The organism is Pseudomonas sp. B37(2017), assembly GCF_002112885.1.
GTDB classification, from domain to species: domain Bacteria; phylum Pseudomonadota; class Gammaproteobacteria; order Pseudomonadales; family Pseudomonadaceae; genus Aquipseudomonas; species Aquipseudomonas paraglycinae.
Genome location: NZ_NEIX01000010.1, coordinates 230,695 through 254,049, shown reverse-complemented (window position 1 = coordinate 254,049; position 23,355 = coordinate 230,695). Strand labels below are relative to the sequence as shown.

Genomic DNA, 23,355 nt, shown 5'->3' with positions numbered 1-23,355 from the left:
TTGCTCCCACTCGTGCTTAAAGCACCGCGGACTCACAGCTTGCCATTCACCCCTCTCACCCCAGAGTCTATTCCCTTACCTAGACACAAGCGGGCTTGCTCGCGAAGGCGTCGTATCAGTCAGCATCACCTCCAATGATCCGCCGCTTTCGCGAGCAAGCCCGCTCCCACAGGGACTTGTGGTGCTTGAATACATTTCTGGATGTGCAGCGAGTTGGGCCAACCGCCGCGACTGGCCTATGCTGCAACCCATCGTTTTCGTTTCCGGTCGATTTCATGGGTCGCACCCTTCTCTATATTCTGCTGCTGATCGCCCTGCCCTCTGCCGCGCAGATCTACAAGTACACCGACGCCAGCGGCAACACGGTGTACAGCGATCATGCGCCGGACGGCGTGCAGGCGCAGCCGGTGGAGTTGCCGCCGCTCAACAGCGTCCAGCCTCAGGCACCGAGCGCGCCCTCTTCAGACACCACCAGCCGCGAGCCTGCGCGAAATGCCTATGAAGTGCTGGAGCTGACCGGCGTGCCCACCGAAGAGGCCCTGCGCGCCAACAACGGCACGTTCACGGTCAGCGTGTTGATCAAGCCGCGCCTGCAACCGCCGCATCAATTGCGTCTGCTGCTGGACGACGCGCCTTATGGCCAGCCGAGCAATGTGCCGATCCTGCAACTGGTAAACGTTGACCGGGGCGAGCATCGGCTGGCGGTGCAGGTGATCAATGGCGAGGCGATCATTCAGCAGAGCCCGGCGGTGGTGTTCACCGTCCAGCGGGTACACAAGCCATGATGCGGGGATTGATTGCCCTGTGCCTGTTGCTGATCGCGTTTGGCGCATCGGCCGAGGTGTTCACTTACATCGACGCACAGGGCAATCGCGTCTACACCGATCAACCGCATGGCAACGCCAAGCGTGTGCCGCTGGCCACAAGCAACCGCATGGCCTCGAATCCGACCGCCGCTACACCGGTCACGCCTTCGAAAAAATCAGCAGAGTCGCCGCTGTTCCACTACGACATGCTGCGCGTGCTGATCCCCGAGCCGGACGCGACCATTCGCAGCAGCGCCGGCGAGCTGATCGTCAGCGTCACCAGCGAGCCGGGCCTGCAACGAGCTCATCTGTATCGGCTGCTGCTGGATGGCCAGGCCGTCGGCGAACCCGGCCTGAGCCCGGTATTCCCGCTGAGCAACATCGATCGCGGCAGCCACAACCTGTCGGTGGAGATCCTCGATGCTCAGGGCCGAACCGTGGAGAAAACCGCCAGCCAGCCGTTCCACATGCAGCGCATTTCCCTGGCGCAGAAACGTCAGGTCAAACCGTGCGTCAGCGCCGACTATGGCGTGCGCCCGGAATGCCCATTGAAAGACAAACCCGCAGAACCGAAAAATCCTTTCCTGCGTTTCTTCTGACGCCGTTCAGCTTTGCGCACTATATTGGTGCAATACGCTGCACCGTACTCACATTCCAACCCATTTTGGTTCGAAAGTACCCGCCAGAGCGGTTTGACTGCCACGCAAACGAGCGTCAAACGCCCGTTTCAGGGGTTGAACGCTTCTTTTCGGAGCCTTGGTTTGGTTTTTGCATTTTCCTCGCATCAGCGCTGTATCCCTGCGCGCGCCATGCTCCAAAAGAGGTCCTCATGACCATCAGTGACGCACTGCATCGCTTGCTACTCGACAACCTGACCACCGCCACCATCCTGCTCGACAGCGAATTGCGCCTCGAGTACATGAACCCGGCGGCGGAGATGCTGCTGGCCATCAGCGGGCAGCGCAGCCATGGGCAGTTCATCAGCGAGCTGTTCACCGAGTCCACCGAGGCGCTCAACTCGTTGCGCCAGGCGGTGGAGCAGGCGCACCCGTTCACCAAGCGCGAAGCGATGCTCACCGCTCTCACCGGCCAGACCCTGACCGTGGATTACGCGGTGACGCCGATCCTCAGCAACGGCGCGACTCTGCTGCTGCTGGAAGTCCATCCCCGTGACCGCCTGTTGCGCATCACCAAGGAAGAGGCCCAGTTGTCGAAGCAGGAAACCAGCAAGATGCTGGTGCGCGGCCTGGCCCACGAGATCAAGAATCCGCTGGGCGGCATTCGTGGCGCCGCGCAACTGCTGGCCCGGGAACTGCCGGAAGACAGCCTGCGCGACTACACCAACGTGATCATCGAAGAGGCCGACCGCCTGCGCAATCTGGTCGACCGCATGCTCGGTTCGAACAAACTGCCGTCGCTGGCCCTGTGCAATGTCCACGAAGTGCTGGAGCGTGTCTGCCACCTGGTCGAGGCCGAAAGCCAGGGCTGCATCACGCTGGTGCGCGATTACGACCCGAGCATTCCCGACGTTCTGATCGACCGCGAACAAATGATTCAGGCGGTGTTGAACATCGTGCGCAACGCGATGCAGGCCATCAGCAGCCAGAACGAGCTGCGCCTGGGCCGCATCAGCCTGCGCACCCGCGCTATGCGCCAGTTCACCATCGGCCACGTCCGCCATCGTCTGGTGACCAAGATCGAGATCATCGACAACGGCCCGGGCATCCCGGCGGAACTCCAGGAAACCATCTTCTTTCCCATGGTCAGCGGCCGTCCGGACGGTACCGGGCTGGGCCTGGCCATCACCCAGAACATCATCAGCCAGCACCAGGGCCTGATCGAGTGTGACAGCCACCCCGGCCACACCACGTTTTCGATCTTTCTGCCACTGGAACAAGGAGCCACATCGACATGAGCCGTAGTGAAACCGTGTGGATCGTCGATGACGACCGTTCTATCCGTTGGGTTCTCGAAAAAGCCCTGCAACAGGAAGGCATGACCACCCAGAGCTTCGACAGTGCCGATGGCGTGATGAGCCGCCTCGCGCGCCAGCAGCCGGACGTGATCATCTCCGATATCCGCATGCCCGGTGCCAGCGGCTTGGACCTGTTGGCGCGGATCCGCGAGCAGCACCCGCGGCTGCCCGTGATCATCATGACCGCTCACTCCGATCTGGACAGCGCTGTCGCCTCCTATCAGGGCGGCGCGTTCGAATACCTGCCCAAGCCGTTCGATGTCGACGAAGCGGTGTCGCTGGTCAAGCGCGCCAATCAGCACGCCCAGGAACAACAGGGCCTGGAAGTCGCACCGACCCTGACCCGCACCCCGGAAATCATCGGCGAAGCGCCGGCGATGCAGGAAGTGTTTCGTGCCATCGGGCGCTTGAGCCACTCCAACATCACCGTGCTGATCAACGGCGAATCCGGCACCGGCAAAGAACTGGTGGCCCACGCCCTGCACCGCCACAGCCCAAGAGCGGCTTCGCCGTTCATCGCGCTGAACATGGCGGCGATTCCGAAAGACCTGATGGAATCCGAGCTGTTCGGCCACGAGAAAGGCGCGTTCACCGGCGCGGCCAACCTGCGTCGCGGCCGTTTCGAACAGGCCGACGGCGGCACGCTGTTCCTCGATGAAATCGGCGACATGCCGGCGGACACCCAGACCCGACTGCTGCGGGTGCTGGCCGATGGCGAGTTCTATCGCGTCGGCGGGCATGTGCCGGTCAAGGTCGATGTGCGGATCATCGCCGCGACGCACCAGAATCTGGAAACCCTGGTTCACGCCGGGAAATTCCGTGAGGACTTGTTCCATCGCCTCAACGTGATCCGCATCCACATCCCGCGCCTGTCGGACCGTCGCGAAGACATCCCGACCCTGGCCAAGCACTTCCTCAGCCGCGCCGCTCAAGAACTGGCGGTGGAGCCGAAGCTGCTGAAAAGCGAGACCGAGGAATACCTGAAAAATCTGCCGTGGCCGGGCAACGTGCGTCAGCTGGAAAACACCTGCCGCTGGATCACAGTGATGGCGTCCGGACGCGAAGTGCACATCAGCGACCTGCCGCCGGAACTGCTGAGCCTGCCGCAGGACTCGGCGCCAGTGACCAACTGGGAACAGGCGCTGCGCCAATGGGCCGATCAGGCCCTGGCGCGCGGTCAGTCGAGCCTGCTCGACAGCGCGGTGCCGGCATTCGAGCGGATCATGATCGAGACGGCGCTAAAGCACACCGCCGGACGTCGTCGTGACGCTGCGGTGCTGCTGGGCTGGGGCCGCAACACCTTGACCCGCAAGATCAAGGAGCTCGGAATGAAGGTCGACGGCGGGGATGACGATGAGGGCGATGAAGGCTGAGATTCAGCGCCAGCCTGCACCGCCGCAAGGCACCGTGACCCTTAATCGGGCACAGCCACTGGCTCAGGCTTGCGCTGTAAACCGCTGAAAATCCCACCCTGTAAAAAGACGAAGGCCCCGTATTACGGGGCCTTCGTCATTGTGTCGGGCTTTTTTGTTTCAAAACGAGAAAACCTGGCACGCCCCCTGCAACAACTCCATCAGGTGATTCGATTCACCCACCCTTTCGGGGGCCTTGGTACAGGCAGGCCGGGGATTCCCCTCTTTACACCGGACTCGATGAGTCCACCCTTTTGGGGCCCTTGATACAGGCAGGTCAGGGGTTCCTTCTTTACACCGGCTCAGAACGCGATGCGATGAGCCCGCCCGTTTCGGGAACCTTGGTACAGGCAGGCCGGGGATTCCCTCTTTTATTGCTCCCGGAGATGGATCTCCAGCCGCCATCGGTCATCGACCGCCTGGCCAACCCAGTCGCCTTGCAGCGGCCGCGCCGCCACCAGCGTCAGCAACAATCCCCCGTCACTCAGCCGCGTCCGCCAGTTCACGTCCTTGCCGTTGAACTTGAGCTGACCTTTCTGCGCCTTGCCTTCAGCCTCGAACAGCAACGCGAGGCTGCCATCGACGATCTCGCCGTGCAGCTTCGGCTCGTTGTTGAACCAGACCGCCAGACCGCCATCGATCACCTCGACCTGCTGCAAGACGGTTGGGTCAGGCGTGGTCAAACGGCCGATCATCATCCCGACCATCACACCGACGATCGCCAGCGATGCCATCACCCGCGGGAATAGTTTCGAACGCGGATCCGCTTGCGGCGTAGAATGCGCGTCATCTTTACCTTCGGAGCCGTGCATGTTTCACGTCATCCTTTTTCAACCGGAAATTCCGCCGAACACCGGCAACGTTATCAGGCTGTGCGCCAACAGCGGCTGCCACCTGCATTTGATCGAACCGCTGGGTTTCGAGATGGACGACAAACGCCTGCGCCGCGCCGGTCTCGACTACCACGAGTATGCCACTTTGCAGCGCCATGCCGACCTCGCCAGCTGCCTGGAAAGCCTCGGTCATCCACGGCTGTTCGCCTTCACCACCAAGGGTTCGCGGCCGTTTCACGATGCCGCGTTCGTCCCCGGCGATGCGTTCATCTTCGGCCCGGAAAGCCGTGGCCTGCCGCCGGAAGTGCTCGATGCCCTGCCCGGCGAACAGCGCCTGCGCCTGCCGATGCGCGAAGGCTGCCGCAGCCTGAACCTTTCCAACACCGTGGCAGTGGCCGTGTACGAAGCGTGGCGGCAGAACGACTTCAAGTAACGCCGCATAACAAATGTGGGAGCGGGCTTGCTCGCGAAGGGGCCGCATCAGATGACATTTATGCCACCTGACACACCGCTTTCGCGAGCAAGCCCGCTCCCACATTGGACTTGCGTCAACGCTCAGATCATTTACTGAACGGTCGGAGTCTCGCCGGCTTCCTGCATGCGCTGCAGCTCTTGCGCGTACAGGGCGTCGAAGTTCACCGGGGCCAGCATCAGGGCCGGGAACGAACCACGGGTCACCAGGCTGTCCAGGGTTTCGCGAGCGTACGGGAACAGGATGTTCGGGCAGAACGCACCCAGGGTGTGGCTCATCGAAGCCGCGTCCAGGTTCTTGATCAGGAAGATGCCGGCCTGTTGCACTTCAGCGATGAAGGCCACTTCTTCACCGTTTTTCACGGTGACGGACAGGGTCAGCACGACTTCGTAGAAATCACCTTCCAGGGCTTTCTGGCGGGTGTTCAGATCCAGAGCGACCGCCGGATCCCACTGCTGGCGGAAGATCGCCGGGCTTTTAGGGGCTTCGAAGGACAGGTCGCGTACGTAGATGCGCTGCAAGGAGAATTGCGGTGCGGTTTCTTCTTCGCTGGCTGCAGTGTTCTGTTGGTCAGTCATCTCAGATCCTTTCTGATCTTGGGTCTTTTAGGGTTCTTGGTTTGCAGGTGCAGCAGTTCAGGCCTTGAGCAGCGCGTCGAGCTTGCCGGCGCGCTCCAGGGCATACAAATCATCACATCCGCCGACGTGGGTGTCGCCGATCCAGATCTGCGGCACGGACGTGCGTCCGGCCTTCTGGGCCATGGCGGCGCGCACCTGCGGCTTGCCATCGACCTTGATCTCTTCGAAGGCCACGCCTTTGTTCGCGAGCAGGTACTTGGCGCGCGAGCAGTAAGGGCAGTAATCGCTGGAGTAGACGATGACGTCGCTCATGTCACTTCACCAACGGCAGGTTGTCGCCTTTCCAGCTGGAAATCCCGCCGGACAGCTTGGCGGCAGTGAAGCCGGCTTTCATCAGCTCGCGGGCGTGGGTGCCGGCGGTCTGGCCCAGGGCGTCGACCAGAATGATGGTCTTGGCCTTGTGTTTTTCCAGCTCGCCGATACGGGCGGCCAGTTTGTCCTGGGGAATGTTCACCGCGCCAACGATGTGACCGGCGGCGTAGTCCTTGCTCGGACGGATATCCACCACCACGCCGGCTTCCTTGTTGACCAGTGCGGTCAGCTCGCCCGTGCTCAGGCTTTTACCGCCGCCCTGCACCGTATGCGCCAGCAGCAAAGCCAGCAGTACGACGAAGATACCGACAAGAATGTAGTGGTTAGTGGCAAATTCAATCAGGTGAGCAACCATCGAAGGAGGTTCCAGGGCGTTAAAATGTCGGCCAGTATACACAGCCACTATGGTCGGCCAAACCCCGTCCGGCGGTGACGCCGCCGGAACTTCGCTTTAAACTCCAACTCCCTTTTCCATCGCCCTCTTCTTATTAGCCACGAGTGGATTCCATGACTACCACGCCTAAACCTTTGGTCCTGATGATTCTCGACGGCTTCGGTCACAGCGACAGCCCCGAATCCAACGCCGTCTATGCGGCCAAAAAGCCTGTGCTGGATCGCCTGTGGGCCACCGTGCCGAACGGCTTGATCTCGGGCAGCGGCATGGACGTCGGCCTGCCGGACGGCCAGATGGGCAACTCCGAAGTCGGCCACATGAACCTCGGCGCCGGGCGCGTGGTGTATCAGGACTTCACGCGCGTGACCAAAGCGATCCGCGACGGCGAGTTCTTCGAGAACCCGACCATCTGCGACGCCGTGGACAAGGCCGTGGCCGCCGGCAAGGCCGTGCATTTCATGGGCCTGCTGTCGGATGGCGGCGTGCACAGCCACCAGGATCACCTGATCGCCATGGCCGAACTGGCCTTCAAGCGCGGCGCCGAAAAGATCTACTTGCACGCCTTCCTCGACGGCCGTGACACCCCGCCGAAAAGCGCCGCCTCGTCGATCGAACTGCTCGACGCGACCTTCCAGGCGCTCGGCAAGGGCCGCATCGCCAGCCTGATCGGCCGCTACTTCGCCATGGATCGTGACAACCGTTGGGACCGAGTGTCCCAGGCCTACAACCTGATCGTTGATGGCAACGGCGAATTCAACGCCGCCACCGCCCAGGAAGGTCTGGAGGCCGCTTACGCCCGTGGCGAGAGCGACGAATTCGTCAAAGCCACCAGCATCGGTGAGCCGGTGAAAGTCGAAGATGGCGACGCCGTGGTGTTCATGAACTTCCGCGCCGACCGTGCCCGCGAGCTGAGCCGCGTGTTTGTCGAAGACGGTTTCAAGGAGTTCGAGCGCGCACGCCAGCCAAAAGTGCAGTACGTGGGCCTGACCCAATACGCCGCCAGCATCCCGGCCCCCGCCGCCTTCGCGCCGGGCAGCCTGGAAAACGTGCTCGGCGACTATTTGGCGAAAAACGGCAAGACCCAGCTGCGCATCGCCGAAACCGAGAAATACGCCCACGTGACCTTCTTCTTCTCCGGCGGTCGTGAAGAGCCGTTCCCGGGCGAAGAGCGCATCCTGATCCCGTCGCCGAAAGTCGCCACCTATGACTTGCAGCCGGAAATGAGCGCACCGGAAGTCACCGACCGCATCGTCGAAGCCATCGAAAACCAGCGCTACGACGTGATCGTGGTCAACTACGCCAACGGCGACATGGTCGGCCATAGCGGCGTGTTCGAAGCCGCGGTGAAAGCCGTGGAATGCCTGGACACCTGTGTCGGACGCATCGTCGATGCGCTGGAAAAAGTCGGCGGCGAAGCGCTGATCACTGCCGACCACGGCAACGTCGAGCAGATGGCCGACGAATCCACCGGGCAAGCCCACACCGCACACACCACCGAGCCGGTGCCGTTCATCTATGTCGGCAAGCGTGACCTGAAAGTCCGCGAAGGCGGCGTGCTGGCGGACGTGGCGCCGACCATGCTGAAACTGCTGGGCCTGGAAAAACCGGCGGAAATGACTGGCACTTCGATTCTGGTCTGATATCAAAAACGCCCTGTAATCAGCCTGAAACGGCTTTTTATGACGAACGCCTCAAAGCAGTTGGCTTTGAGGCGTTTTTTTTGCCGCGTCGGGCGGGCATACTAGGCCGTCCCTTACCCTGGTGCCGCCCGCCTCTATGCTTCGCGTCCTGATCGCCCTCGCTCTGACATGCCTGCTCCAACCGGCCTTCGCGGATGAGCGCGCGCAAACCCAACAGCAACTGGACGCCACGCGCCAGGACATTGCCGAGCTGAAAAAACTGCTGGGCAAGCTCCAGGAAGAAAAATCCGGCGTGCAAAAGGAGCTCAAGGGCACCGAAACCGAGATGGGCAAGCTCGAGAAACAGGTCGAAGCCCTGCAGAAAGAGCTGAAGAAGAGCGAATCCGAGCTGCAGCGGCTCGATGCGGAGAAAAAAAAACTCCAGAGCGCGCGCACTGAACAGCAGCGACTGATCGCCATCCAGGCCCGCGCCGCCTACCAGAACGGTCGCCAGGAATACCTCAAGCTGCTGCTCAACCAGCAGAACCCCGAGAAATTCGCCCGCACCCTCACCTATTACGACTACCTGAGCCAGGCTCGCCTGGAGCAGCTGAAAAGCTTCAACGAAACCCTGCGCCAACTGGCCAATGTCGAAAAGGACATCGGCTTGCAGCAGGCGCAATTGCTGGTGCAGCAAAGCGATCTCGAAACTCAGCGTGAAGCGCTCGACAAGGTCCGCAAGGAACGCCAGCAGGCCCTTGCCAAACTCAATGACGACGTGAAAGCCCGGGACCAGAAACTGGCCGCCCGCGAGCAGGATCAGGCAGACCTGTCTAAAGTCCTTAAAACCATTGAAGAAACCCTGGCCCGCCAGGCTCGTGAGGCAGAAGAAGCGCGACAGAAAGCGCTCATCGCCCAGCAGGAAGCCGAAAAAAAGCGCTTGCGTGAGGCCGAGGCGGAAAACACCGACGCCCCACGCAAACCGGTCAGATCGACTCCCGGCGCCCTGGTGTCCAGCGGCGGCGAGACCTTCGGTGGCCCTTTTGCTTCAAGTCGGGGAAAACTTCCATGGCCGGTTGATGGTCGACTGCTGGCACGCTTCGGTGAAACCCGTGGTGACGATGCCCGTACCAAGTGGGACGGCGTGATGATCAGCGCCTCCGCCGGCAGCCAGGTGCATGCCGTACACGGCGGGCGCGTGGTGTTTGCCGACTGGCTGCGTGGTGCCGGGCTGCTGGTGATCCTCGATCACGGCAACGGTTTTCTGAGTCTTTACGGTCACAACCAGACGCTACTGAAGTCGGCAGGTGACGTGGTAAAAGCCGGTGAGTCCATCTCCACTGTGGGTAACAGTGGTGGCCAGGACACACCAGCGCTGTATTTCGCAATTCGTCAGCAGGGTCACCCGAGTGATCCGGCGCAATGGTGCCGCGCGCAAGGATAGGCGTGAGTTACCGATATTAGGAGTTCGTTCGACATGCTGCATTTGTCCCGTCTTACCTCGCTGGCCCTGACGATCGCCCTGGTGATCGGCGCGCCTCTGGCGTTTGCCGCTCAACCGGCCCCGGCTGTCGCTCCGGCAGGTACTGCCGCCACCAGCAAGGCACCGTTGCCGCTGGAAGAGCTGCGCACCTTTGCCGAGGTCATGGACCGGATCAAGGCGGCCTATGTCGAGCCGGTGGACGACAAGACCCTGCTGGAAAACGCGATCAAGGGCATGCTCAGCAACCTCGATCCACACTCCGCCTACCTCGGCCCTGAAGACTTCACCGAGTTGCAGGAAAGCACCAGCGGTGAATTCGGCGGCCTGGGCATCGAAGTCGGCGCCGAAGACGGCTTCATCAAGGTCGTGTCGCCGATCGACGATACGCCAGCATCGAAGGCCGGCATCCAGGCCGGCGACTTCATCGTCAAGATCAACGGCGCGCCGACCCGTGGCCAGACCATGACCGAAGCCGTGGACAAGATGCGCGGCAAGATCGGCCAGAAGATCACCCTGACCCTGGTGCGTGACGGTGGTACGCCGTTCGACGTAACCCTCGCTCGCGCCGTGATTCAGGTGAAGAGCGTCAAGGCGCAACTGCTGGAATCGGGTTATGGCCTGATCCGCATCACCCAGTTCCAGGTCAAGACCGGCGAAGAGGTCTCCAAGGCCCTGGCCAAGCTGCGCAAGGACAACGGCAAGAAGCTCAACGGCATCATCCTCGACCTGCGCAACAACCCGGGCGGCGTATTGCAGGCGGCGGTGGAAGTGGTCGACCACTTCATCACCAAAGGCTTGATCGTCTACACCAAGGGCCGGATCGCCAATTCCGAACTGCGCTTCTCCGCCACCGGCAAGGACGAAAGCGAAGCGGTGCCAATGGTTGTGCTGATCAACGGTGGCAGTGCCTCGGCCTCGGAAATCGTCGCCGGCGCCTTGCAGGACCAGAAACGCGCCGTGGTCATGGGCACCACCAGTTTCGGCAAGGGCTCGGTGCAGACCGTGCTGCCGCTGAACAACGACCGCGCACTGAAGATCACCACCGCTTTGTACTTCACGCCGAACGGCCGCTCGATCCAGGCCCAGGGCATCGTTCCGGACATCGAAGTACGCCGTGCCAAGATCACCAACGAGGCGGACAACGACTACTTCAAGGAAGCCGATCTGCAAGGCCACCTGGGCAACGGCAACGGCGGCGCGGACAAACCGACCGGTTCCGGCGGCAAGGCCAAGGCGATGCCGCAGGATGACGATTACCAGCTGGCCCAGGCCCTGAGCCTGCTCAAAGGCCTGAGCATCACGTCCGGCCGTTGAGGATGTCTTTGCGTTTCGTCTTTGTCCTACTGTGCTGTCTGGCGGGTGCTGCTCACGCGGAACCAGCCAAACCAACACCTCAAAAAGCCTACCTGACGCTGATCATCGACGACCTGGGGCAAAACCTGCCCCGGGATCGCCGCGTGCTGGCCCTCCCCGGGCCGGTGACCACAGCGATCATGCCCGACACCCCGCACGCCACCGAATTCGCCCGCGAAGCCCATCGCGCTGGCAAGGTCGTGATCCTGCACATGCCGATGGACCCGGCCACCGGCCCGTTCGCCTGGCATCCCGAACTGCCCATCGAAGAACTGGAAAAACGCCTGAACGCTGCGTTCAAAATGGTCCCCTACACCGCCGGTATCAACAACCACATGGGCAGCCGCATGACCGCACAACCGGTGGCGATGGCGTGGTTGATGGGCGAGTTGCAGCGCCGCCACAAGTTCTTCGTCGACAGCCGCACCAGCGCCCAGACCGTCGCTGCGCAACAGGCGCAGAAAATCGATCTGGCGAGCGTTTCGCGGGATGTGTTTCTCGATGACGAACGCACCGAAGCAGCGATCCTGACGCAGTTGCAGACGGCGATCAGCTTGGCGCACAAGCAGGGTTCGGCCGTGATGATCGGCCATCCGTATCCACAGACTCTGGCTGTGCTGGAGCGTGAGTTGCCGAAGTTGAAGGCTCAGGGCATCGAGTGGATCGACATCAAGCAAATGATCAGCGTACGCAGTAATCGTGCGACAGCCGCTCATGGCAAAGACGGCGTTTACCGGTAACAAGTTGTCACCAAGCAATAAATAGATACCGCAGGACGCCACCTCCAGACCCGGATATTGAGACCCGTCGCGGCCACCGTGCCGTTTTCTCTATTCAGGATCAATCATGGACACCCAAACCCATCTCATATCACCGACTCGGCAAATGGAGCCCATAGCGGTTGAAAACCTGCTGATCAATTTCACCACCGAATTTCACAGGATCTGGGACAACACAGGCTCAAAGTCAAAACCCGGCAGCTTTTGGCGCCCCACTCCGGCTCCCGACCTGCTGCCCGGCTATTTCCCCTTGGGCGACCTCGTTATCTCCGGACGGGACAACATCAACGAAAAACGGGTAATGGCCGTTGTCCGTGAAGGAGACTTGCAAAATGCCGAGGCCGGCAAAGGCCCGGCACTGAGCAGGCCCAATGACTATCAATGGGTCTGGAGCGATACCGGCTCGCGGGCCAACGGTGACTGTTCTATCTGGCGGCCGATCCCACCCGAAGGTTATGTGGCACTCGGGCTGGTATGTTCCAACGACAGCAGCAAACCGTCCTTCAACGCCGTTCGCTGTGTACGCGCCGACCTGGTGGTAGCCTCAAGTGCCAGCACCCTGATCTGGAGCGACAAGGGCAGCGGAGCCGACCGCGACTTCAGCACCTGGACCGTCTCCCCCCCGAGCGCCCCCGCCGGGGAGATCTACTTTGCCCCCGGCACCTTTATCGGCGCTAACGGCTACAGCAAACCTGCAGCGCCCATCACCGCATACGCCTTGCGGATGCCGATTCCGCTTCAGGTCCAGACTCCACCGGCGGCTCCCGTACTGACCGGGCACGATGCCTCCGCCGCCCTGACGCCATCCAGGATCACACAGGTTGTCAGATTGCCGTGGTTCGCCGTCAGCGACCCGCTGATGCCAAGCCTCGTACAGCTGAAGACTTCACCGTTTTACCGCCTGGAAAGAACTGATCACTACTTGCTCGTCGGCGAAGGCCGGAACAGCTCTGACATGCATCGCCCTTTCAGGTGGAGAGCCAGCCGAGCCCAGTCATTCGAGATGGTGCGCACGTTCACCCGCAATACAGGTCTCGACATCGGCAACCAATGGTCTTCGGCAATGTCTGCGCTTCAGTCGGCCATCACCTGCTCAGCCAGGCTGGGCGACAGCTTCTGCAACACCGGATCGGCACCCTATGAATGGGTGAATTCCTCGGAGGCAGAAGTTATTGCGCTGGTTGGAAAAAACCGGTTCGCCGCGGTGTATCTGATGCAAAGCGACTACCGATTACTTCGCGAAGATGGCTCACAAGTGGAGGGCCGCCTCAGCTTTACCGATATGGATAGCCTGCATCTGGCGGATTACCCCGCCGAGCTGGAGCCGGCAAAGGACACGAAGAAGGAACTCGAGAAACAGACAGCCGTTGCGCCCGAACAGGAACCTGAAAAGCTGCCGGCTGCGGAGCCCAAGGCGGATCCGCAACCAACGACAGGATCAGCGATAGTTACAGATACCGCCCCATGATCTCGTCCACCACACCGTCCTTGCGCATCTGATCGAGCGCCGCCTGAAGCTTGGCAACGGCTTCGTCCGGCACGTCTTTGTTCAGCGCCAGATACAGCTCGGCGCTGTTGAAACGCAGGACGGTTTTCAGCCCGGTCACGCCATCCTGCCGCGCCAGATAACGGCCGGCAGGATCGCCGGTGGCCCACAGATCGATCTGGCCGCTGACGAGTTTTTTAGCGTTGTCCTGATCGCGCAGCACCACCACCGGCTTCAGACCCTGCTTGGTCAACGTCTCGGCAATCGCATCGCCCTTGTAGGCGCCGATCTTGTACTTGCGCGCGTCATTGAGGGTTTCGAGAGTGATCTTGCTGTCGGCCTTGGCCAGCATGACCCAGTCGTCCGGGCCGATCGGGCCGACCCACTTGAAGAGCTTTTCGCGATCCGGCAGGCGTGCCATGACGAACGCACCGTAACCGGGATTCTCCAGCGCCAGCTTGTAGACCCGCTCCCAGGGGAAGCGCAGGGTCAGGCTGTAAGTGATGCCGGCACGCTTGAACATCTCGCGCACGATGTCCGTGGCGATGCCGTTGATGTTTTCATCCTGGGCGAAATTCTTGCCGTTCTTCGCCATGTTGTACGGCGGGAAGTTTTCGGTGAGGAGCACCAGATCGGTGTCGGGACTTTCTTCGGCGTGGCCGGTGTTGATCAACAACACGGAGGCACTGGCGAGGGCGAGAAGCAGGCGTTTGATCATGTCGGGCTACCGAAATCCATGGCGTGCCCAAGAGTGCCTTGGGTACGCCATGCTGTCCACTGGCCTGTATGGATGTTTAACGCATTACGATACCGCGATGGGCCATGTAAGCCTTGGCTTCCTGAACGGTGTATTCGCCGAAGTGAAAAATACTCGCCGCCAATACTGCGCTGGCGTGGCCTTCAAGGATGCCGTCAGCCAGATGCTGCAGGTTGCCGACGCCGCCGGAGGCGATCACCGGAATGCCCAGCGCATCGCTGATGGCGCGGGTCACGCCGAGGTCGAAACCGTTTTTCATGCCGTCCTGATCCATGCTGGTCAGGAGGATTTCACCGGCACCCAGGCCTTCCATTTTCTTCGCCCACTCGACCGCGTCGAGGCCGGTCGGCTTGCGACCGCCGTGGGTGAAGATTTCCCAGCGCGGGGTTTCGCCCGGGCCGGAGACCTTCTTCGCGTCGATGGCGACGACGATGCATTGCGAGCCGAAATGCTGCGCCGCTTCGCCGACGAATTCCGGGTTGAACACGGCAGCGGTGTTGATCGACACCTTGTCCGCACCGGCATTGAGCAGGTTGCGGATGTCCTGCACGGTACGCACGCCACCGCCGACGGTCAGCGGGATGAACACCTGGCTGGCCATGCGCTCGACGGTGTGCAGCGTGGTGTCACGGCCATCGACGCTGGCGGTGATGTCGAGAAAGGTAATCTCGTCGGCACCCTGTTCGTCGTAGCGACGGGCGATTTCCACCGGGTCACCGGCGTCACGGATGTTCTCGAACTTCACACCTTTGACGACCCGGCCGTTGTCCACGTCCAGGCAAGGGATGATGCGTTTGGCCAGCGCCATGGTCAGTCCTCAGCCTTGGTACGAATCGCAGAAAGCTTGCGCTTCGGCGACGTCGAGAGTGCCTTCGTAGATCGCCCGGCCGGTGATGGCGCCGATGATGCCCGGTGCCTTGGCGTCGAGCAGCGACTTGATGTCACCCAAGTTGTGAATGCCGCCGGAAGCGATCACCGGGATCTTGGTGGCAGCAGCGAGCGCAGCGGTGAACGGTACGTTGCAGCCCTGCATCATGCCGTCTTTGGCGATGTCGGTATAAACGATCGAGGACACGCCATCGGCTTCGAACTGCTTGGCCAGGTCGATGACCTGCACAGTGCTGATTTCAGCCCAGCCATCGGTGGCGACAAAACCGTCTTTGGCATCGAGGCCGACGATGATCTTGCCCGGGAACGCGCGGCAGGCTTCAGCGACGAACGCCGGATCCTTCACCGCTTTGGTGCCGATGATCACGTAGCTGACGCCCGCCTTGACGTAGTGCTCGATGGTTTCCAGCGAACGGATGCCGCCGCCGATCTGGATCGGCAGGGTCGGGTAGCGCTTGGCGATCGCGGTCACCACTTCGCCGTTGACCGGCTGGCCTTCGAAAGCGCCGTTCAGGTCGACCAGATGCAGACGGCGGCAACCGCCCTCCACCCACTTGGCAGCCATGCTCACCGGGTCATCGGAGAACACTGTGGAATCTTCCATGCGGCCCTGGCGCAGACGTACGCAGGCACCGTCTTTAAGATCGATAGCGGGAATAATCAGCATCTGGCAAACCTTCAAATTTGAATGTTCAGCTTGGCTCGGAAATCAGTTTTTCTCGAGCGCCCACAGGTCGCTTTCGATGCTTTCAAACCGCTCCTTGAGGTGGGTCTGCACATCGAAAATCGCCCTGTTGTAATAGTGCGGAGCAATTTCGCGGGTAAACAGCTCAAGAATTTCCGCCGCCTCGAACGAACCCAGGTCCAGTTCGAAACGATCCTCCATGAACCGCTGAATCTTGCGGTTGGCCTCGCTCTCCTGCTCGGGAGTGAGGGTCAGGATCGGCGGTTTGGATTTCTTGACGGCCATTTACCAGCGACCATCCCATGCAGCGAAGTTCTGCAGCAATTGCAGGCCATGGGTATGGCTCTTCTCCGGGTGGAACTGCACGGCGAAACGCGAACCTTCGGCCAGCGCCGCGGCGAAATCGACGCCGTAATGACCGCTGCCGACCACCTGCCGCGGGTTGCCGGCGGCGATGTAGTAGCTGTGCACGAAATAGAAACGCGCCAGGTCCGGAATGTTGTGCCACAGCGGGTGATCCACCGCCTGCTTCACTTCGTTCCAGCCCATGTGCGGGACTTTCAGGTGCTCGCCGTCTTCATGCAGGTCTTTGCCGAAGAACTTCACCGCGCCCGGGAACAGGCCGATGCAGTCAACGCCGTCGTTCTCTTCGCTGCTGTCGAGCAAGGCTTGCATGCCGACGCAGATGCCGAGGAACGGACGATCCTGGCTGACTTCACGCACCAGCGAATCGAAACCGAGGCGACGGATCTCCGCCATGCAATCGCGAATCGCGCCGACGCCTGGGAAAACCACACGGTCGGCTTCGCGGATCACTGCCGCATCGCTGGTGATCAGCACCTTGCCGGCACCGACGTGCTCAAGGGCCTTGGCCACCGAGTGCAGGTTGCCCATGCCGTAATCGATAACTGCAACCGTCTGCATTACAGGACGCCCTTGGTCGAAGGCATCTGGCCGGCCATGCGGTCATCCAGCTCGACGGCCATGCGCAGCGCGCGGCCGAATGCCTTGAACACGGTTTCGATCTGGTGGTGGGTGTTGGTGCCGCGCAGGTTGTCGATGTGCAGGCTGACCAGCGCGTGGTTGACGAAGCCCTGGAAGAATTCCTGGAACAGGTCGACGTCGAAGCCGCCAACGGTGGCGCGGGTGTACGGCACGTGCATCTGCAGGCCCGGACGGCCGGAGAAGTCGATCACCACGCGCGACAGCGCTTCATCGAGCGGCACGTAGGCGTGGCCGTAGCGACGGATGCCTTTCTTGTCGCCAATGGCTTGCGCGAAGGCCTGGCCGAGGGTGATACCGACGTCTTCCACCGTATGGTGGTCGTCGATATGCAGATCGCCCTTGCATTCGATATCCAGGTCGATCAACCCGTGACGGGCGATCTGATCCAGCATGTGCTCAAGAAAAGGAACACCGATATTGAATCGGGCCTTTCCGGTGCCATCAAGGTTGATCGAGGCTTTGATCTGGGTTTCCAGAGTGTCGCGCTCGACAGACGCCTTACGTTCGGCCATCACCAGCTCCGCAAAATCATTGGGCGAAAAAGGCAGCCATTATAGGGGCGCGGGGCCGAAACAGAAACACGAGAGGTGATATGACAGACGGATAGAAGCCCCGACTGTCGCGGGTAGACATGTCCATACAAGCCATTACAGGCACCCGGAAACAAATGTGGGAGCGGGCTTGCTCGCGAAAGCAGTGGGTCAATCAACAGTGATGTCGACTGACCGGACGCCTTCGCGGGCAAGCCCGCTCCCACAGGGGTTCTGCGTTTTAACGGTTACTTAGTGGAACAGAACCGCCGTCTTCTGCAGGGTCACCCACACACCCCACGCCAACGGAATCCCCACCACCAGCCACGCAGCGATCGCCAATGGCTTGCTGCCCGGCGCGGCTTTCCACTCCAGCACGGTGCTGGCGTCAGCACCCTTGTCGTGGCCCAGCGCCTGTTCGGCGGCCAGTTCGGCGTCGGTCATGAAGTACTTGTCGGCCACCGGGCGCACCAGCAGGTTGCACAGGAAGCCCAGCACCAGCAGGCCGGCGAGGATGTACAGGGTGATGTCGTAAGCGGCGGCGCGTTCAACACCGATGCTCAGCTGATACTCACGCAGATAGTTCACCAGCACCGGACCCAGCACGCCAGCAGCAGCCCAGGCAGTCAGCAGACGACCGTGGATCGCGCCCACCATCTGCGTACCGAACAGGTCGGCCAGATACGCTGGAACGGTCGCAAAACCACCGCCGTACATCGACAGGATGATGCAGAACGCCGCCACGAACAGCGCAACGTTGCCCAGGTGGCCGAGGTTCGGGATCAGTGCGTACAGCGCAAAACCCAGTGCGAAGAACACGAAGTAAGTGTTCTTGCGGCCCAGGTAGTCCGAGAACGACGCCCAGAAGAAACGACCGCCGATGTTGAACAGGCTCAGCAGACCGGTGAAACCGGCCGCAATGGCAGCGATGGAAGCCAGTTGGCCGGCGTCCAGCTGACCGAACGGCAGATCGTTGCCCAGCAGCTTGCCGCCGAACACTTCCTGCAACAGTGGCGAAGCCATGCCGAGGATGCCGATACCGGCAGACACGTTCAGGCACAGCACCAGCCACACCAGACGGAATTGCGGGGTTTTCCACGCCACATTCACGTGAACGTGACGGTGGGTGATCATCGCGTTCGACGCTTTCTTCGCCGGCGCGGTCCAGCCTTCAGGCTTCCAGCCGGTTGGCGGTACGCGGTACGCCAGTGCGCCACCGATCATGAACACGAAGTAGATCGCAGCCATAGCCACGAAGCTCTGCCACACGCCCACGCCAGCCGGCGAAGCGAAATGGCTCATCAGAGCGGTTGCCAGCGGAGCGCCAACCATCGCGCCACCACCGAAACCCATGATCGCCATACCGGTCGCCATGCCGCGCTTGTCCGGGAACCACTTGATCAGGGTCGAGACCGGCGAGATGTAGCCCAGGCCCAGACCGATACCGCCGATCACGCCGGAGCCGATCCACATCAGCCAGATCTGGTGGGTATAGATCCCCAGCGCAGAAATCAGCAGACCGCCGCACCAGCACAGTGCCGATACAACGCCGGCCTTGCGTGGACCTGCGTGTTCGAGCCAGCCACCCCAGATCGCTGCCGAGCAGCCGAGGAAGATGAAGAACAGGGTGTAGATCCAGCCGAGCATGGAGATCGGCCAGTCGCATTGCGACGAGAAGACTTGTGCGATGAAGCTCATGTCCGGTGCGCAAGCCACCGGAGCGGTTACGCCCAGCGCCTTGGACAGCGGCAACCAGAACACCGAGAAGCCGTAGGCCATGCCGATGCACAGGTGAATGGCCAGAGCGGCCGGCGGGACCAGCCAGCGGTTGAAACCGGGCTTGGCGATGATGCGTTCCTTGGACAGGAACCCGGGCTGATCGGCTTTGAAGCCGTCCGCCGTAATGGTCGTGCTCATTGTGTATCCCCCAATTATTAGTATGGTTCGCCAGCCACTGCCCACCCCCGGCCTTTATGCACGCAGGCATGACCGTTTTTTGCGGGTGAAGCTCCTTGAAAGCGCGACGTTAAGTCGCAGATGGGCGGACGAACGGGCGAAGGTTACCATTTGCACGTGACAGAAAAACCAAACTGATATCACCTTTTTTGAGTCATCTGATCTCCTGATGCCGGGAAACCCCGATGCCGATCGTTGTCGAAGCGCTGTACATCACGGTTCAGCAGGCTGCACGGGACACCGCAACAGCGCGGGTTGATGCAGCGCTATACTCCCCGGCTAAATTACGAATTCGACTACTTACAAGGACTCGCCCATGAAAGCGTTCGGCAAAATCCTGGGTCTGGTACTTCTCGGGCTGTTGCTGATCATTGTGGCGGCGGGCTTCGCCCTGACCCACCTGTTTGATCCCAACGACTACAAAGACGAGATCCGCCAGATAGCCCGCGACAAGGCCCACATCGAGCTGACGCTCAATGGCGACATCGGCTGGAGCCTGTTCCCGTGGCTCGGCCTGGAACTGCACGAGGCCAGCGTCGCGACCCTGGCCAAGCCTGCCGAACCGTTCGCCGACCTGCAGATGCTCGGCCTGTCCGTGCGCGTACTGCCGCTGCTGCGCCGCGAAGTGCAGATGAGCGACGTGCGCGTCGAAGGCCTGAACCTGCGCCTGAACCGTGACAAGAATGGTCACGGCAACTGGGAAGACATCGGCAAGGTGCCGCCCACGGCTGGCAGTACACCAGCGCCGACCACCACGGCCGAGACCGCACCCGAGGCCACCCCACAACCGGAAAAACCGGCCCAGCCGATCCGCCTCGACATCGATAGCCTGACCGTCAACAACGCACGCGTGGAATACAACGACGAGCTGACCGGCAAGCAATTCAGCGCCGAAAGCATCCAGCTGAGCACCGGAGCTGTTCACGACTCGACCAATATTCCGGTCAAAGCCACCGCGTTCCTCGGCACCAACCAGCCAGTGCTGCGGGTTCGCACCGAGCTCAACGGCGAGCTGCGTTTCGAGCGCGCCCTGCAACGCTACAAGTTCGAAGACCTGAAGCTTTCCGGCGAAGTCGCCGGCGATCCGCTGCAAGGCAAGACCGTGACCTTCGCCGCCCAAGGCCAACTGCTGCTGGACAAGGCTGCCAACGTCGCCGAATGGACCGGCATCAAGCTCTCGGTCAATCAACTACGTGCATTGGGCGAGCTGAAAGCCAACGACCTGGACAAGACGCCACAGATCAGCGGCGGGATTTCCATCGCCCAGTTCGACCTGGCGAAATTCGTCGACAGCATCGGCCAGACCCTGCCGGCCATGGCCGAAGGCAGCCTGAGCAAGGTTGAACTGGTCAGCCGTGTCGCCGCGACGCCGACCAGCGTGTCGCTGGACAACATCAACCTGAAACTCGACGACAGCAGCTTCAGCGGCCGCATCGCCGTCGAAGATTTCGCCAAGCAATCGCTGCGTGCGGTCCTCAAGGCCGACACCTTCAACGTCGACCGTTACCTGCCGCCGAAATCGGAAAAAGCCAACAACGCCACGCAGGTTCGTCAGGCCGAAGTCGCCAGCACCGAGGCCGATGCGATGGCCGGTGCCGGCAGCACACCGCTGCCGGAAAAACCGAGCAAAAGTGCCTGGAGCACCGAGCGCCTGTTCCCCGTTGAGCGCCTGAGCAAGCTCGACGTCAACGCTGACCTGACCTTCGGCCAGTTGACCCTCGACAAGCTGCCAATTCAGAACGCCGCACTGAAAGCCACCGGCCAGGGCGGCCTGCTGACCCTGGAGAACCTGCGCGGCGAGCTGTACAACGGCGACTTCGAAGCCAAGGGCACGCTGGACGTGCGCCAGACCGCGCCGATACTGAACCTGCAGACCCGGATCAACCGGGTGCCGGTGGAGAAAATCCTCGAAAGCCAGGGCAAGAATCCGCCGGTCAAGGGTCTGGTCAATCTCACCAGCACCGTCACCGGCAGCGGCAACAGCCAGCAGGCGCTGATCGAAACCCTCAATGGCAACGCCAGTTTCGTGATCAACAACGGCGTGCTGCTCAACGCCAACCTTGAGCAGCAACTGTGCAAGGGCATCGCCACACTCAACCGCAAATCCCTGAGCGGCGAGCCGCGCGGCAAGGACACGCCGTTCCAGGAACTCAAGGGCAACCTGACCTTCCGCAACGGCGCGGCCAGCAACCCGGACCTGAAAGTGCGCATCCCCGGCATGAGCGTCAACGGTGACGGCGATATCGACCTCAAGGTGCTGGGCATGGACTATCGCGTCGGCATCATCGTCGAAGGCGACACCAGCGCCATGCCAGACCCGGCCTGCCAGGTAGGTGACAAATTCGTCGGCATCGAATGGCCGCTGCGCTGCCGTGGCCCGTTGGAACTGGGCGCCAAGGCCTGCCGCGTGGACAACGAACGCATGGGCCAGGTCGCGACCAAACTGGCCGGCGACAAGATCAGCGAAAAAATCGACGAGAAACTGGGTGACAAAGTCAGCCCGGAACTGAAAAACGCATTGAAGGGGCTGTTCAAGCGATGAGAGCGGAGCAGTTTTCCACGGCGGTGCTGGAATGGTTCGACCGCCACGGCCGCCATGACTTGCCCTGGCAACAGAACATCAACCCGTATCGGGTGTGGGTGTCCGAGATCATGTTGCAGCAGACTCAGGTCAGCACCGTGCTCAATTACTTCGACCGCTTCATGGCCGCGCTGCCGACGGTCGAGGCCCTGGCCGAAGCGCCGGAGGACGAAGTGCTGCACCTGTGGACGGGGCTGGGTTACTACACCCGCGCGCGCAATCTGCAGAAGACCGCGAAGATCGTCGTCAGCCAGTACGGTGGCGAGTTTCCCCGGGATGTCGAGAAGCTCACGGATTTGCCGGGCATCGGCCTGTCGACTGCGGGCGCGATCGCCAGCATCAGCATGGGCCTGCGCGCGCCGATCCTCGACGGCAACGTCAAACGGGTGCTCGCGCGCTTTACCGCGCAGGAGGGCTACCCCGGCGAGCCGAAGGTCGCCAAACAGCTGTGGGCCAACGCCGAGCGCTTCACGCCGCAGGATCGGGTCAACGCCTACACCCAGGCGATGATGGATCTGGGCGCCACACTCTGTACCCGCAGCAAACCGAGCTGTCTGCTGTGTCCGCTGGAAAAGGGCTGCGAAGCGCACATGCTCGGCCTGGAGACGCGTTACCCGATCCCCAAGCCGCGTAAAGCCATCCCGCAGAAACGCACATTGATGCCACTGCTGGCCAACGAGGACGGCGCGATTCTGCTTTATCGCCGCCCGTCCAGCGGATTGTGGGGCGGTTTGTGGAGCCTGCCGGAACTCGACGACCTCGACGACCTGCAACACCTCGCCGCGCAGCACTCGCTGGAACTGGGCGAGCAGCAGGCGCTGCCGAGCCTTGTCCACACCTTCAGCCACTTCCAGCTGTCCATCGAACCCTGGCTGGTTCAGGTACAGGAAGCCGGCGGTCACGTGGCCGAGGCCGACTGGCTCTGGTATAACCTCGCCACCCCGCCGCGCCTGGGCCTCGCCGCCCCGGTCAAGACCTTGCTCGAACGCGCGGCCGCCGTCTTGAATGCAGGAGAGTCGACATGACCCGCACCGTAATGTGCCGCAAGTACAAAGAACAACTCGAAGGTCTGGAGCGCCCACCGTACCCGGGCGCCAAGGGCCAGGACATCTTCGAACACGTCTCTGCCAAGGCCTGGGCTGACTGGCAGAAACACCAGACCCTGCTGATCAACGAAAAACGCCTGAACATGATGAACGCCGAAGACCGCAAATTTCTTCAGGGCGAAATGGACAAGTACTTCTCCGGCGAGGAATACGCTCAGGCGGAAGGCTACGTTCCGCCTGCAGAGTAAACCCCGCGAAATCGGGGGTCGGATCGTAAGCGACGGAATTAATTTAAGAAATTTTAAAAAAGTCGTTGACGTAAATCCGAAAAACCCTTTTAATGCG

The 23,355-nt window shown here is 61.4% G+C and carries 24 protein-coding genes; 13 read left to right on the top strand and 11 right to left on the bottom strand.

Annotated elements, in window-relative coordinates; genetic code table 11:
• Window positions 1-275: 275 nt before the first annotated feature.
• From CAF90_RS23430 to ntrC, 4 genes are all read left to right on the top strand, one after another.
• Window positions 276-785 carry a DUF4124 domain-containing protein gene (locus tag CAF90_RS23430; protein WP_085608659.1) on the top strand — a complete coding sequence of 170 codons (510 nt, stop codon included), beginning with the start codon at window positions 276-278 and terminating at the stop codon, window positions 783-785.
• On the top strand, window positions 782-1,405 hold the full coding sequence (locus CAF90_RS23425) for a DUF4124 domain-containing protein (protein WP_085608658.1): 624 nt from the start codon (window positions 782-784) through the stop codon (window positions 1,403-1,405). The genes CAF90_RS23430 and CAF90_RS23425 overlap by 4 nt, the downstream gene beginning before the upstream one ends.
• A 230-nt stretch (window positions 1,406-1,635) precedes the next feature.
• The gene (gene glnL / locus CAF90_RS23420; protein WP_085608657.1) at window positions 1,636-2,721 is read left to right on the top strand and encodes a nitrogen regulation protein NR(II); all 1,086 of its coding nucleotides are present in this window, start codon (window positions 1,636-1,638) and stop codon (window positions 2,719-2,721) included.
• Entirely contained in the window at window positions 2,718-4,154 is a 1,437-nt protein-coding gene (ntrC, locus tag CAF90_RS23415) for a nitrogen regulation protein NR(I) (RefSeq protein WP_007952518.1), read from the top strand. The genes glnL and ntrC overlap by 4 nt, the downstream gene beginning before the upstream one ends.
• A 410-nt stretch (window positions 4,155-4,564) precedes the next feature.
• Here the strand turns inward: ntrC and CAF90_RS23410 are convergent, their stop codons facing one another.
• A complete protein-coding gene (locus CAF90_RS23410) occupies window positions 4,565-5,005 on the bottom strand; it encodes a hypothetical protein (protein ID WP_085608656.1) in 441 nt (146 codons plus the stop codon).
• Here CAF90_RS23410 and CAF90_RS23405 point away from each other — a divergent pair.
• Entirely contained in the window at window positions 5,004-5,459 is a 456-nt protein-coding gene (locus tag CAF90_RS23405; protein WP_007952520.1) for a tRNA (cytidine(34)-2'-O)-methyltransferase, read from the top strand. The two genes, CAF90_RS23410 and CAF90_RS23405, sit on opposite strands and share 2 nt — an antisense overlap.
• A 131-nt stretch (window positions 5,460-5,590) precedes the next feature.
• On the opposite strand, the gene secB is transcribed toward CAF90_RS23405, so the two are convergent.
• The 3 genes from secB to CAF90_RS23390 are packed head-to-tail and all read right to left on the bottom strand — an operon-like array spanning window position 5,591 to window position 6,803.
• On the bottom strand, window positions 5,591-6,076 hold the full coding sequence (gene secB, locus CAF90_RS23400; protein WP_064382799.1) for a protein-export chaperone SecB: 486 nt from the start codon (window positions 6,074-6,076) through the stop codon (window positions 5,591-5,593).
• A 57-nt stretch (window positions 6,077-6,133) separates the two neighbouring features.
• Window positions 6,134-6,388 carry a glutaredoxin 3 gene (gene grxC / locus CAF90_RS23395; protein WP_007952522.1) on the bottom strand — a complete coding sequence of 85 codons (255 nt, stop codon included), beginning with the start codon at window positions 6,386-6,388 and terminating at the stop codon, window positions 6,134-6,136.
• A gap of 1 nt (window position 6,389) precedes the next feature.
• Window positions 6,390-6,803: a rhodanese-like domain-containing protein gene (locus CAF90_RS23390; protein WP_007952524.1), complete on the bottom strand. Its 414-nt coding sequence runs from the start codon at window positions 6,801-6,803 to the stop codon at window positions 6,390-6,392.
• Window positions 6,804-6,955: 152 nt separating this feature from the next.
• On the opposite strand from CAF90_RS23390, the gene gpmI reads away from it, so the two are divergent.
• The 5 genes from gpmI (at window position 6,956) to CAF90_RS23365 (ending at window position 13,544) form a co-directional block, all read left to right on the top strand.
• Window positions 6,956-8,482: a 2,3-bisphosphoglycerate-independent phosphoglycerate mutase gene (gpmI, locus tag CAF90_RS23385; protein WP_085608655.1), complete on the top strand. Its 1,527-nt coding sequence runs from the start codon at window positions 6,956-6,958 to the stop codon at window positions 8,480-8,482.
• A gap of 136 nt (window positions 8,483-8,618) precedes the next feature.
• Window positions 8,619-9,905 carry a murein hydrolase activator EnvC gene (locus CAF90_RS23380; RefSeq protein ID WP_085608654.1) on the top strand — a complete coding sequence of 429 codons (1,287 nt, stop codon included), beginning with the start codon at window positions 8,619-8,621 and terminating at the stop codon, window positions 9,903-9,905.
• Window positions 9,906-9,938: 33 nt separating this feature from the next.
• Entirely contained in the window at window positions 9,939-11,258 is a 1,320-nt protein-coding gene (locus tag CAF90_RS23375; protein ID WP_007952532.1) for a S41 family peptidase, read from the top strand.
• Window positions 11,259-11,260: 2 nt separating this feature from the next.
• Window positions 11,261-12,037, top strand: coding sequence for a divergent polysaccharide deacetylase family protein (locus tag CAF90_RS23370; protein WP_085608653.1), 777 nt, complete (start codon window positions 11,261-11,263; stop codon window positions 12,035-12,037).
• Between the two features lie 106 nt (window positions 12,038-12,143).
• On the top strand, window positions 12,144-13,544 hold the full coding sequence (locus CAF90_RS23365) for a Vps62-related protein (RefSeq protein WP_085608652.1): 1,401 nt from the start codon (window positions 12,144-12,146) through the stop codon (window positions 13,542-13,544).
• Here CAF90_RS23365 and CAF90_RS23360 read toward each other — a convergent pair.
• The 7 genes from CAF90_RS23360 to CAF90_RS23330 form a co-directional block, all read right to left on the bottom strand.
• Window positions 13,525-14,280 (bottom strand): ABC transporter substrate-binding protein, encoded by a 756-nt coding sequence (locus CAF90_RS23360; protein WP_007952542.1) that lies wholly within the window; start codon window positions 14,278-14,280, stop codon window positions 13,525-13,527. The genes CAF90_RS23365 and CAF90_RS23360 overlap by 20 nt on opposite strands.
• A gap of 76 nt (window positions 14,281-14,356) precedes the next feature.
• The gene (gene hisF / locus CAF90_RS23355) at window positions 14,357-15,127 is read right to left on the bottom strand and encodes an imidazole glycerol phosphate synthase subunit HisF (protein ID WP_007897430.1); all 771 of its coding nucleotides are present in this window, start codon (window positions 15,125-15,127) and stop codon (window positions 14,357-14,359) included.
• A 9-nt stretch (window positions 15,128-15,136) separates the two neighbouring features.
• Complete coding sequence (gene hisA / locus CAF90_RS23350; protein ID WP_003220753.1) at window positions 15,137-15,874, bottom strand: 1-(5-phosphoribosyl)-5-[(5-phosphoribosylamino)methylideneamino]imidazole-4-carboxamide isomerase; 738 nt, start codon at window positions 15,872-15,874, stop codon at window positions 15,137-15,139.
• 42 nt (window positions 15,875-15,916) lie between these two features.
• On the bottom strand, window positions 15,917-16,177 hold the full coding sequence (locus CAF90_RS23345; protein WP_011332018.1) for a DUF2164 domain-containing protein: 261 nt from the start codon (window positions 16,175-16,177) through the stop codon (window positions 15,917-15,919).
• Window positions 16,178-16,816, bottom strand: coding sequence for an imidazole glycerol phosphate synthase subunit HisH (gene hisH / locus CAF90_RS23340; RefSeq protein ID WP_007952546.1), 639 nt, complete (start codon window positions 16,814-16,816; stop codon window positions 16,178-16,180). It lies immediately after the preceding gene.
• The gene (hisB, locus tag CAF90_RS23335; protein WP_007952547.1) at window positions 16,816-17,409 is read right to left on the bottom strand and encodes an imidazoleglycerol-phosphate dehydratase HisB; all 594 of its coding nucleotides are present in this window, start codon (window positions 17,407-17,409) and stop codon (window positions 16,816-16,818) included. The genes hisH and hisB overlap by 1 nt, the downstream gene beginning before the upstream one ends.
• 270 nt (window positions 17,410-17,679) lie before the next feature.
• Window positions 17,680-19,344 (bottom strand): OFA family MFS transporter, encoded by a 1,665-nt coding sequence (locus tag CAF90_RS23330; protein WP_085608651.1) that lies wholly within the window; start codon window positions 19,342-19,344, stop codon window positions 17,680-17,682.
• Window positions 19,345-19,699: 355 nt separating this feature from the next.
• Here CAF90_RS23330 and CAF90_RS23325 point away from each other — a divergent pair, with 355 nt between their 5' ends.
• From CAF90_RS23325 to CAF90_RS23315, 3 genes are read left to right on the top strand one after another with little or no spacing between them, the layout of a single operon-like run.
• Window positions 19,700-21,925, top strand: a complete 2,226-nt coding sequence (locus tag CAF90_RS23325) for an AsmA family protein (protein ID WP_085608650.1) — start codon at window positions 19,700-19,702, stop codon at window positions 21,923-21,925.
• Window positions 21,922-22,989 (top strand): A/G-specific adenine glycosylase, encoded by a 1,068-nt coding sequence (gene mutY, locus CAF90_RS23320; RefSeq protein WP_007952550.1) that lies wholly within the window; start codon window positions 21,922-21,924, stop codon window positions 22,987-22,989. Before CAF90_RS23325 ends, mutY begins: the two co-directional genes overlap by 4 nt.
• The gene (locus CAF90_RS23315; RefSeq protein ID WP_007952551.1) at window positions 22,986-23,258 is read left to right on the top strand and encodes an oxidative damage protection protein; all 273 of its coding nucleotides are present in this window, start codon (window positions 22,986-22,988) and stop codon (window positions 23,256-23,258) included. Before mutY ends, CAF90_RS23315 begins: the two co-directional genes overlap by 4 nt.
• The last annotated feature ends 97 nt before the right edge of the window (window positions 23,259-23,355 follow it).

What these genes read in the sequence shown, in the direction of transcription:
- hisB (WP_007952547.1), bottom strand. Translation starts at nt 17,409, where the DNA reads ATGGCCGAACGTAAGGCGTCTGTCGAGCGCGACACTCTGGAAACCCAG.
- CAF90_RS23315 (WP_007952551.1), top strand. Translation starts at nt 22,986, where the DNA reads ATGACCCGCACCGTAATGTGCCGCAAGTACAAAGAACAACTCGAAGGT.
- ntrC (WP_007952518.1), top strand. Translation starts at nt 2,718, where the DNA reads ATGAGCCGTAGTGAAACCGTGTGGATCGTCGATGACGACCGTTCTATC.
- CAF90_RS23375 (WP_007952532.1), top strand. Translation starts at nt 9,939, where the DNA reads ATGCTGCATTTGTCCCGTCTTACCTCGCTGGCCCTGACGATCGCCCTG.
- CAF90_RS23330 (WP_085608651.1), bottom strand. Translation starts at nt 19,344, where the DNA reads ATGAGCACGACCATTACGGCGGACGGCTTCAAAGCCGATCAGCCCGGG.
- CAF90_RS23345 (WP_011332018.1), bottom strand. Translation starts at nt 16,177, where the DNA reads ATGGCCGTCAAGAAATCCAAACCGCCGATCCTGACCCTCACTCCCGAG.
- CAF90_RS23425 (WP_085608658.1), top strand. Translation starts at nt 782, where the DNA reads ATGATGCGGGGATTGATTGCCCTGTGCCTGTTGCTGATCGCGTTTGGC.
- gpmI (WP_085608655.1), top strand. Translation starts at nt 6,956, where the DNA reads ATGACTACCACGCCTAAACCTTTGGTCCTGATGATTCTCGACGGCTTC.
- CAF90_RS23380 (WP_085608654.1), top strand. Translation starts at nt 8,619, where the DNA reads ATGCTTCGCGTCCTGATCGCCCTCGCTCTGACATGCCTGCTCCAACCG.
- glnL (WP_085608657.1), top strand. Translation starts at nt 1,636, where the DNA reads ATGACCATCAGTGACGCACTGCATCGCTTGCTACTCGACAACCTGACC.
- CAF90_RS23360 (WP_007952542.1), bottom strand. Translation starts at nt 14,280, where the DNA reads ATGATCAAACGCCTGCTTCTCGCCCTCGCCAGTGCCTCCGTGTTGTTG.
- hisA (WP_003220753.1), bottom strand. Translation starts at nt 15,874, where the DNA reads ATGCTGATTATTCCCGCTATCGATCTTAAAGACGGTGCCTGCGTACGT.
- grxC (WP_007952522.1), bottom strand. Translation starts at nt 6,388, where the DNA reads ATGAGCGACGTCATCGTCTACTCCAGCGATTACTGCCCTTACTGCTCG.
- hisF (WP_007897430.1), bottom strand. Translation starts at nt 15,127, where the DNA reads ATGGCGCTGGCCAAACGCATCATCCCTTGCCTGGACGTGGACAACGGC.
- CAF90_RS23405 (WP_007952520.1), top strand. Translation starts at nt 5,004, where the DNA reads ATGTTTCACGTCATCCTTTTTCAACCGGAAATTCCGCCGAACACCGGC.
- hisH (WP_007952546.1), bottom strand. Translation starts at nt 16,816, where the DNA reads ATGCAGACGGTTGCAGTTATCGATTACGGCATGGGCAACCTGCACTCG.
- secB (WP_064382799.1), bottom strand. Translation starts at nt 6,076, where the DNA reads ATGACTGACCAACAGAACACTGCAGCCAGCGAAGAAGAAACCGCACCG.
- CAF90_RS23365 (WP_085608652.1), top strand. Translation starts at nt 12,144, where the DNA reads ATGGACACCCAAACCCATCTCATATCACCGACTCGGCAAATGGAGCCC.
- CAF90_RS23325 (WP_085608650.1), top strand. Translation starts at nt 19,700, where the DNA reads ATGAAAGCGTTCGGCAAAATCCTGGGTCTGGTACTTCTCGGGCTGTTG.
- CAF90_RS23370 (WP_085608653.1), top strand. Translation starts at nt 11,261, where the DNA reads ATGTCTTTGCGTTTCGTCTTTGTCCTACTGTGCTGTCTGGCGGGTGCT.
- CAF90_RS23410 (WP_085608656.1), bottom strand. Translation starts at nt 5,005, where the DNA reads ATGCACGGCTCCGAAGGTAAAGATGACGCGCATTCTACGCCGCAAGCG.
- CAF90_RS23430 (WP_085608659.1), top strand. Translation starts at nt 276, where the DNA reads ATGGGTCGCACCCTTCTCTATATTCTGCTGCTGATCGCCCTGCCCTCT.
- CAF90_RS23390 (WP_007952524.1), bottom strand. Translation starts at nt 6,803, where the DNA reads ATGGTTGCTCACCTGATTGAATTTGCCACTAACCACTACATTCTTGTC.
- mutY (WP_007952550.1), top strand. Translation starts at nt 21,922, where the DNA reads ATGAGAGCGGAGCAGTTTTCCACGGCGGTGCTGGAATGGTTCGACCGC.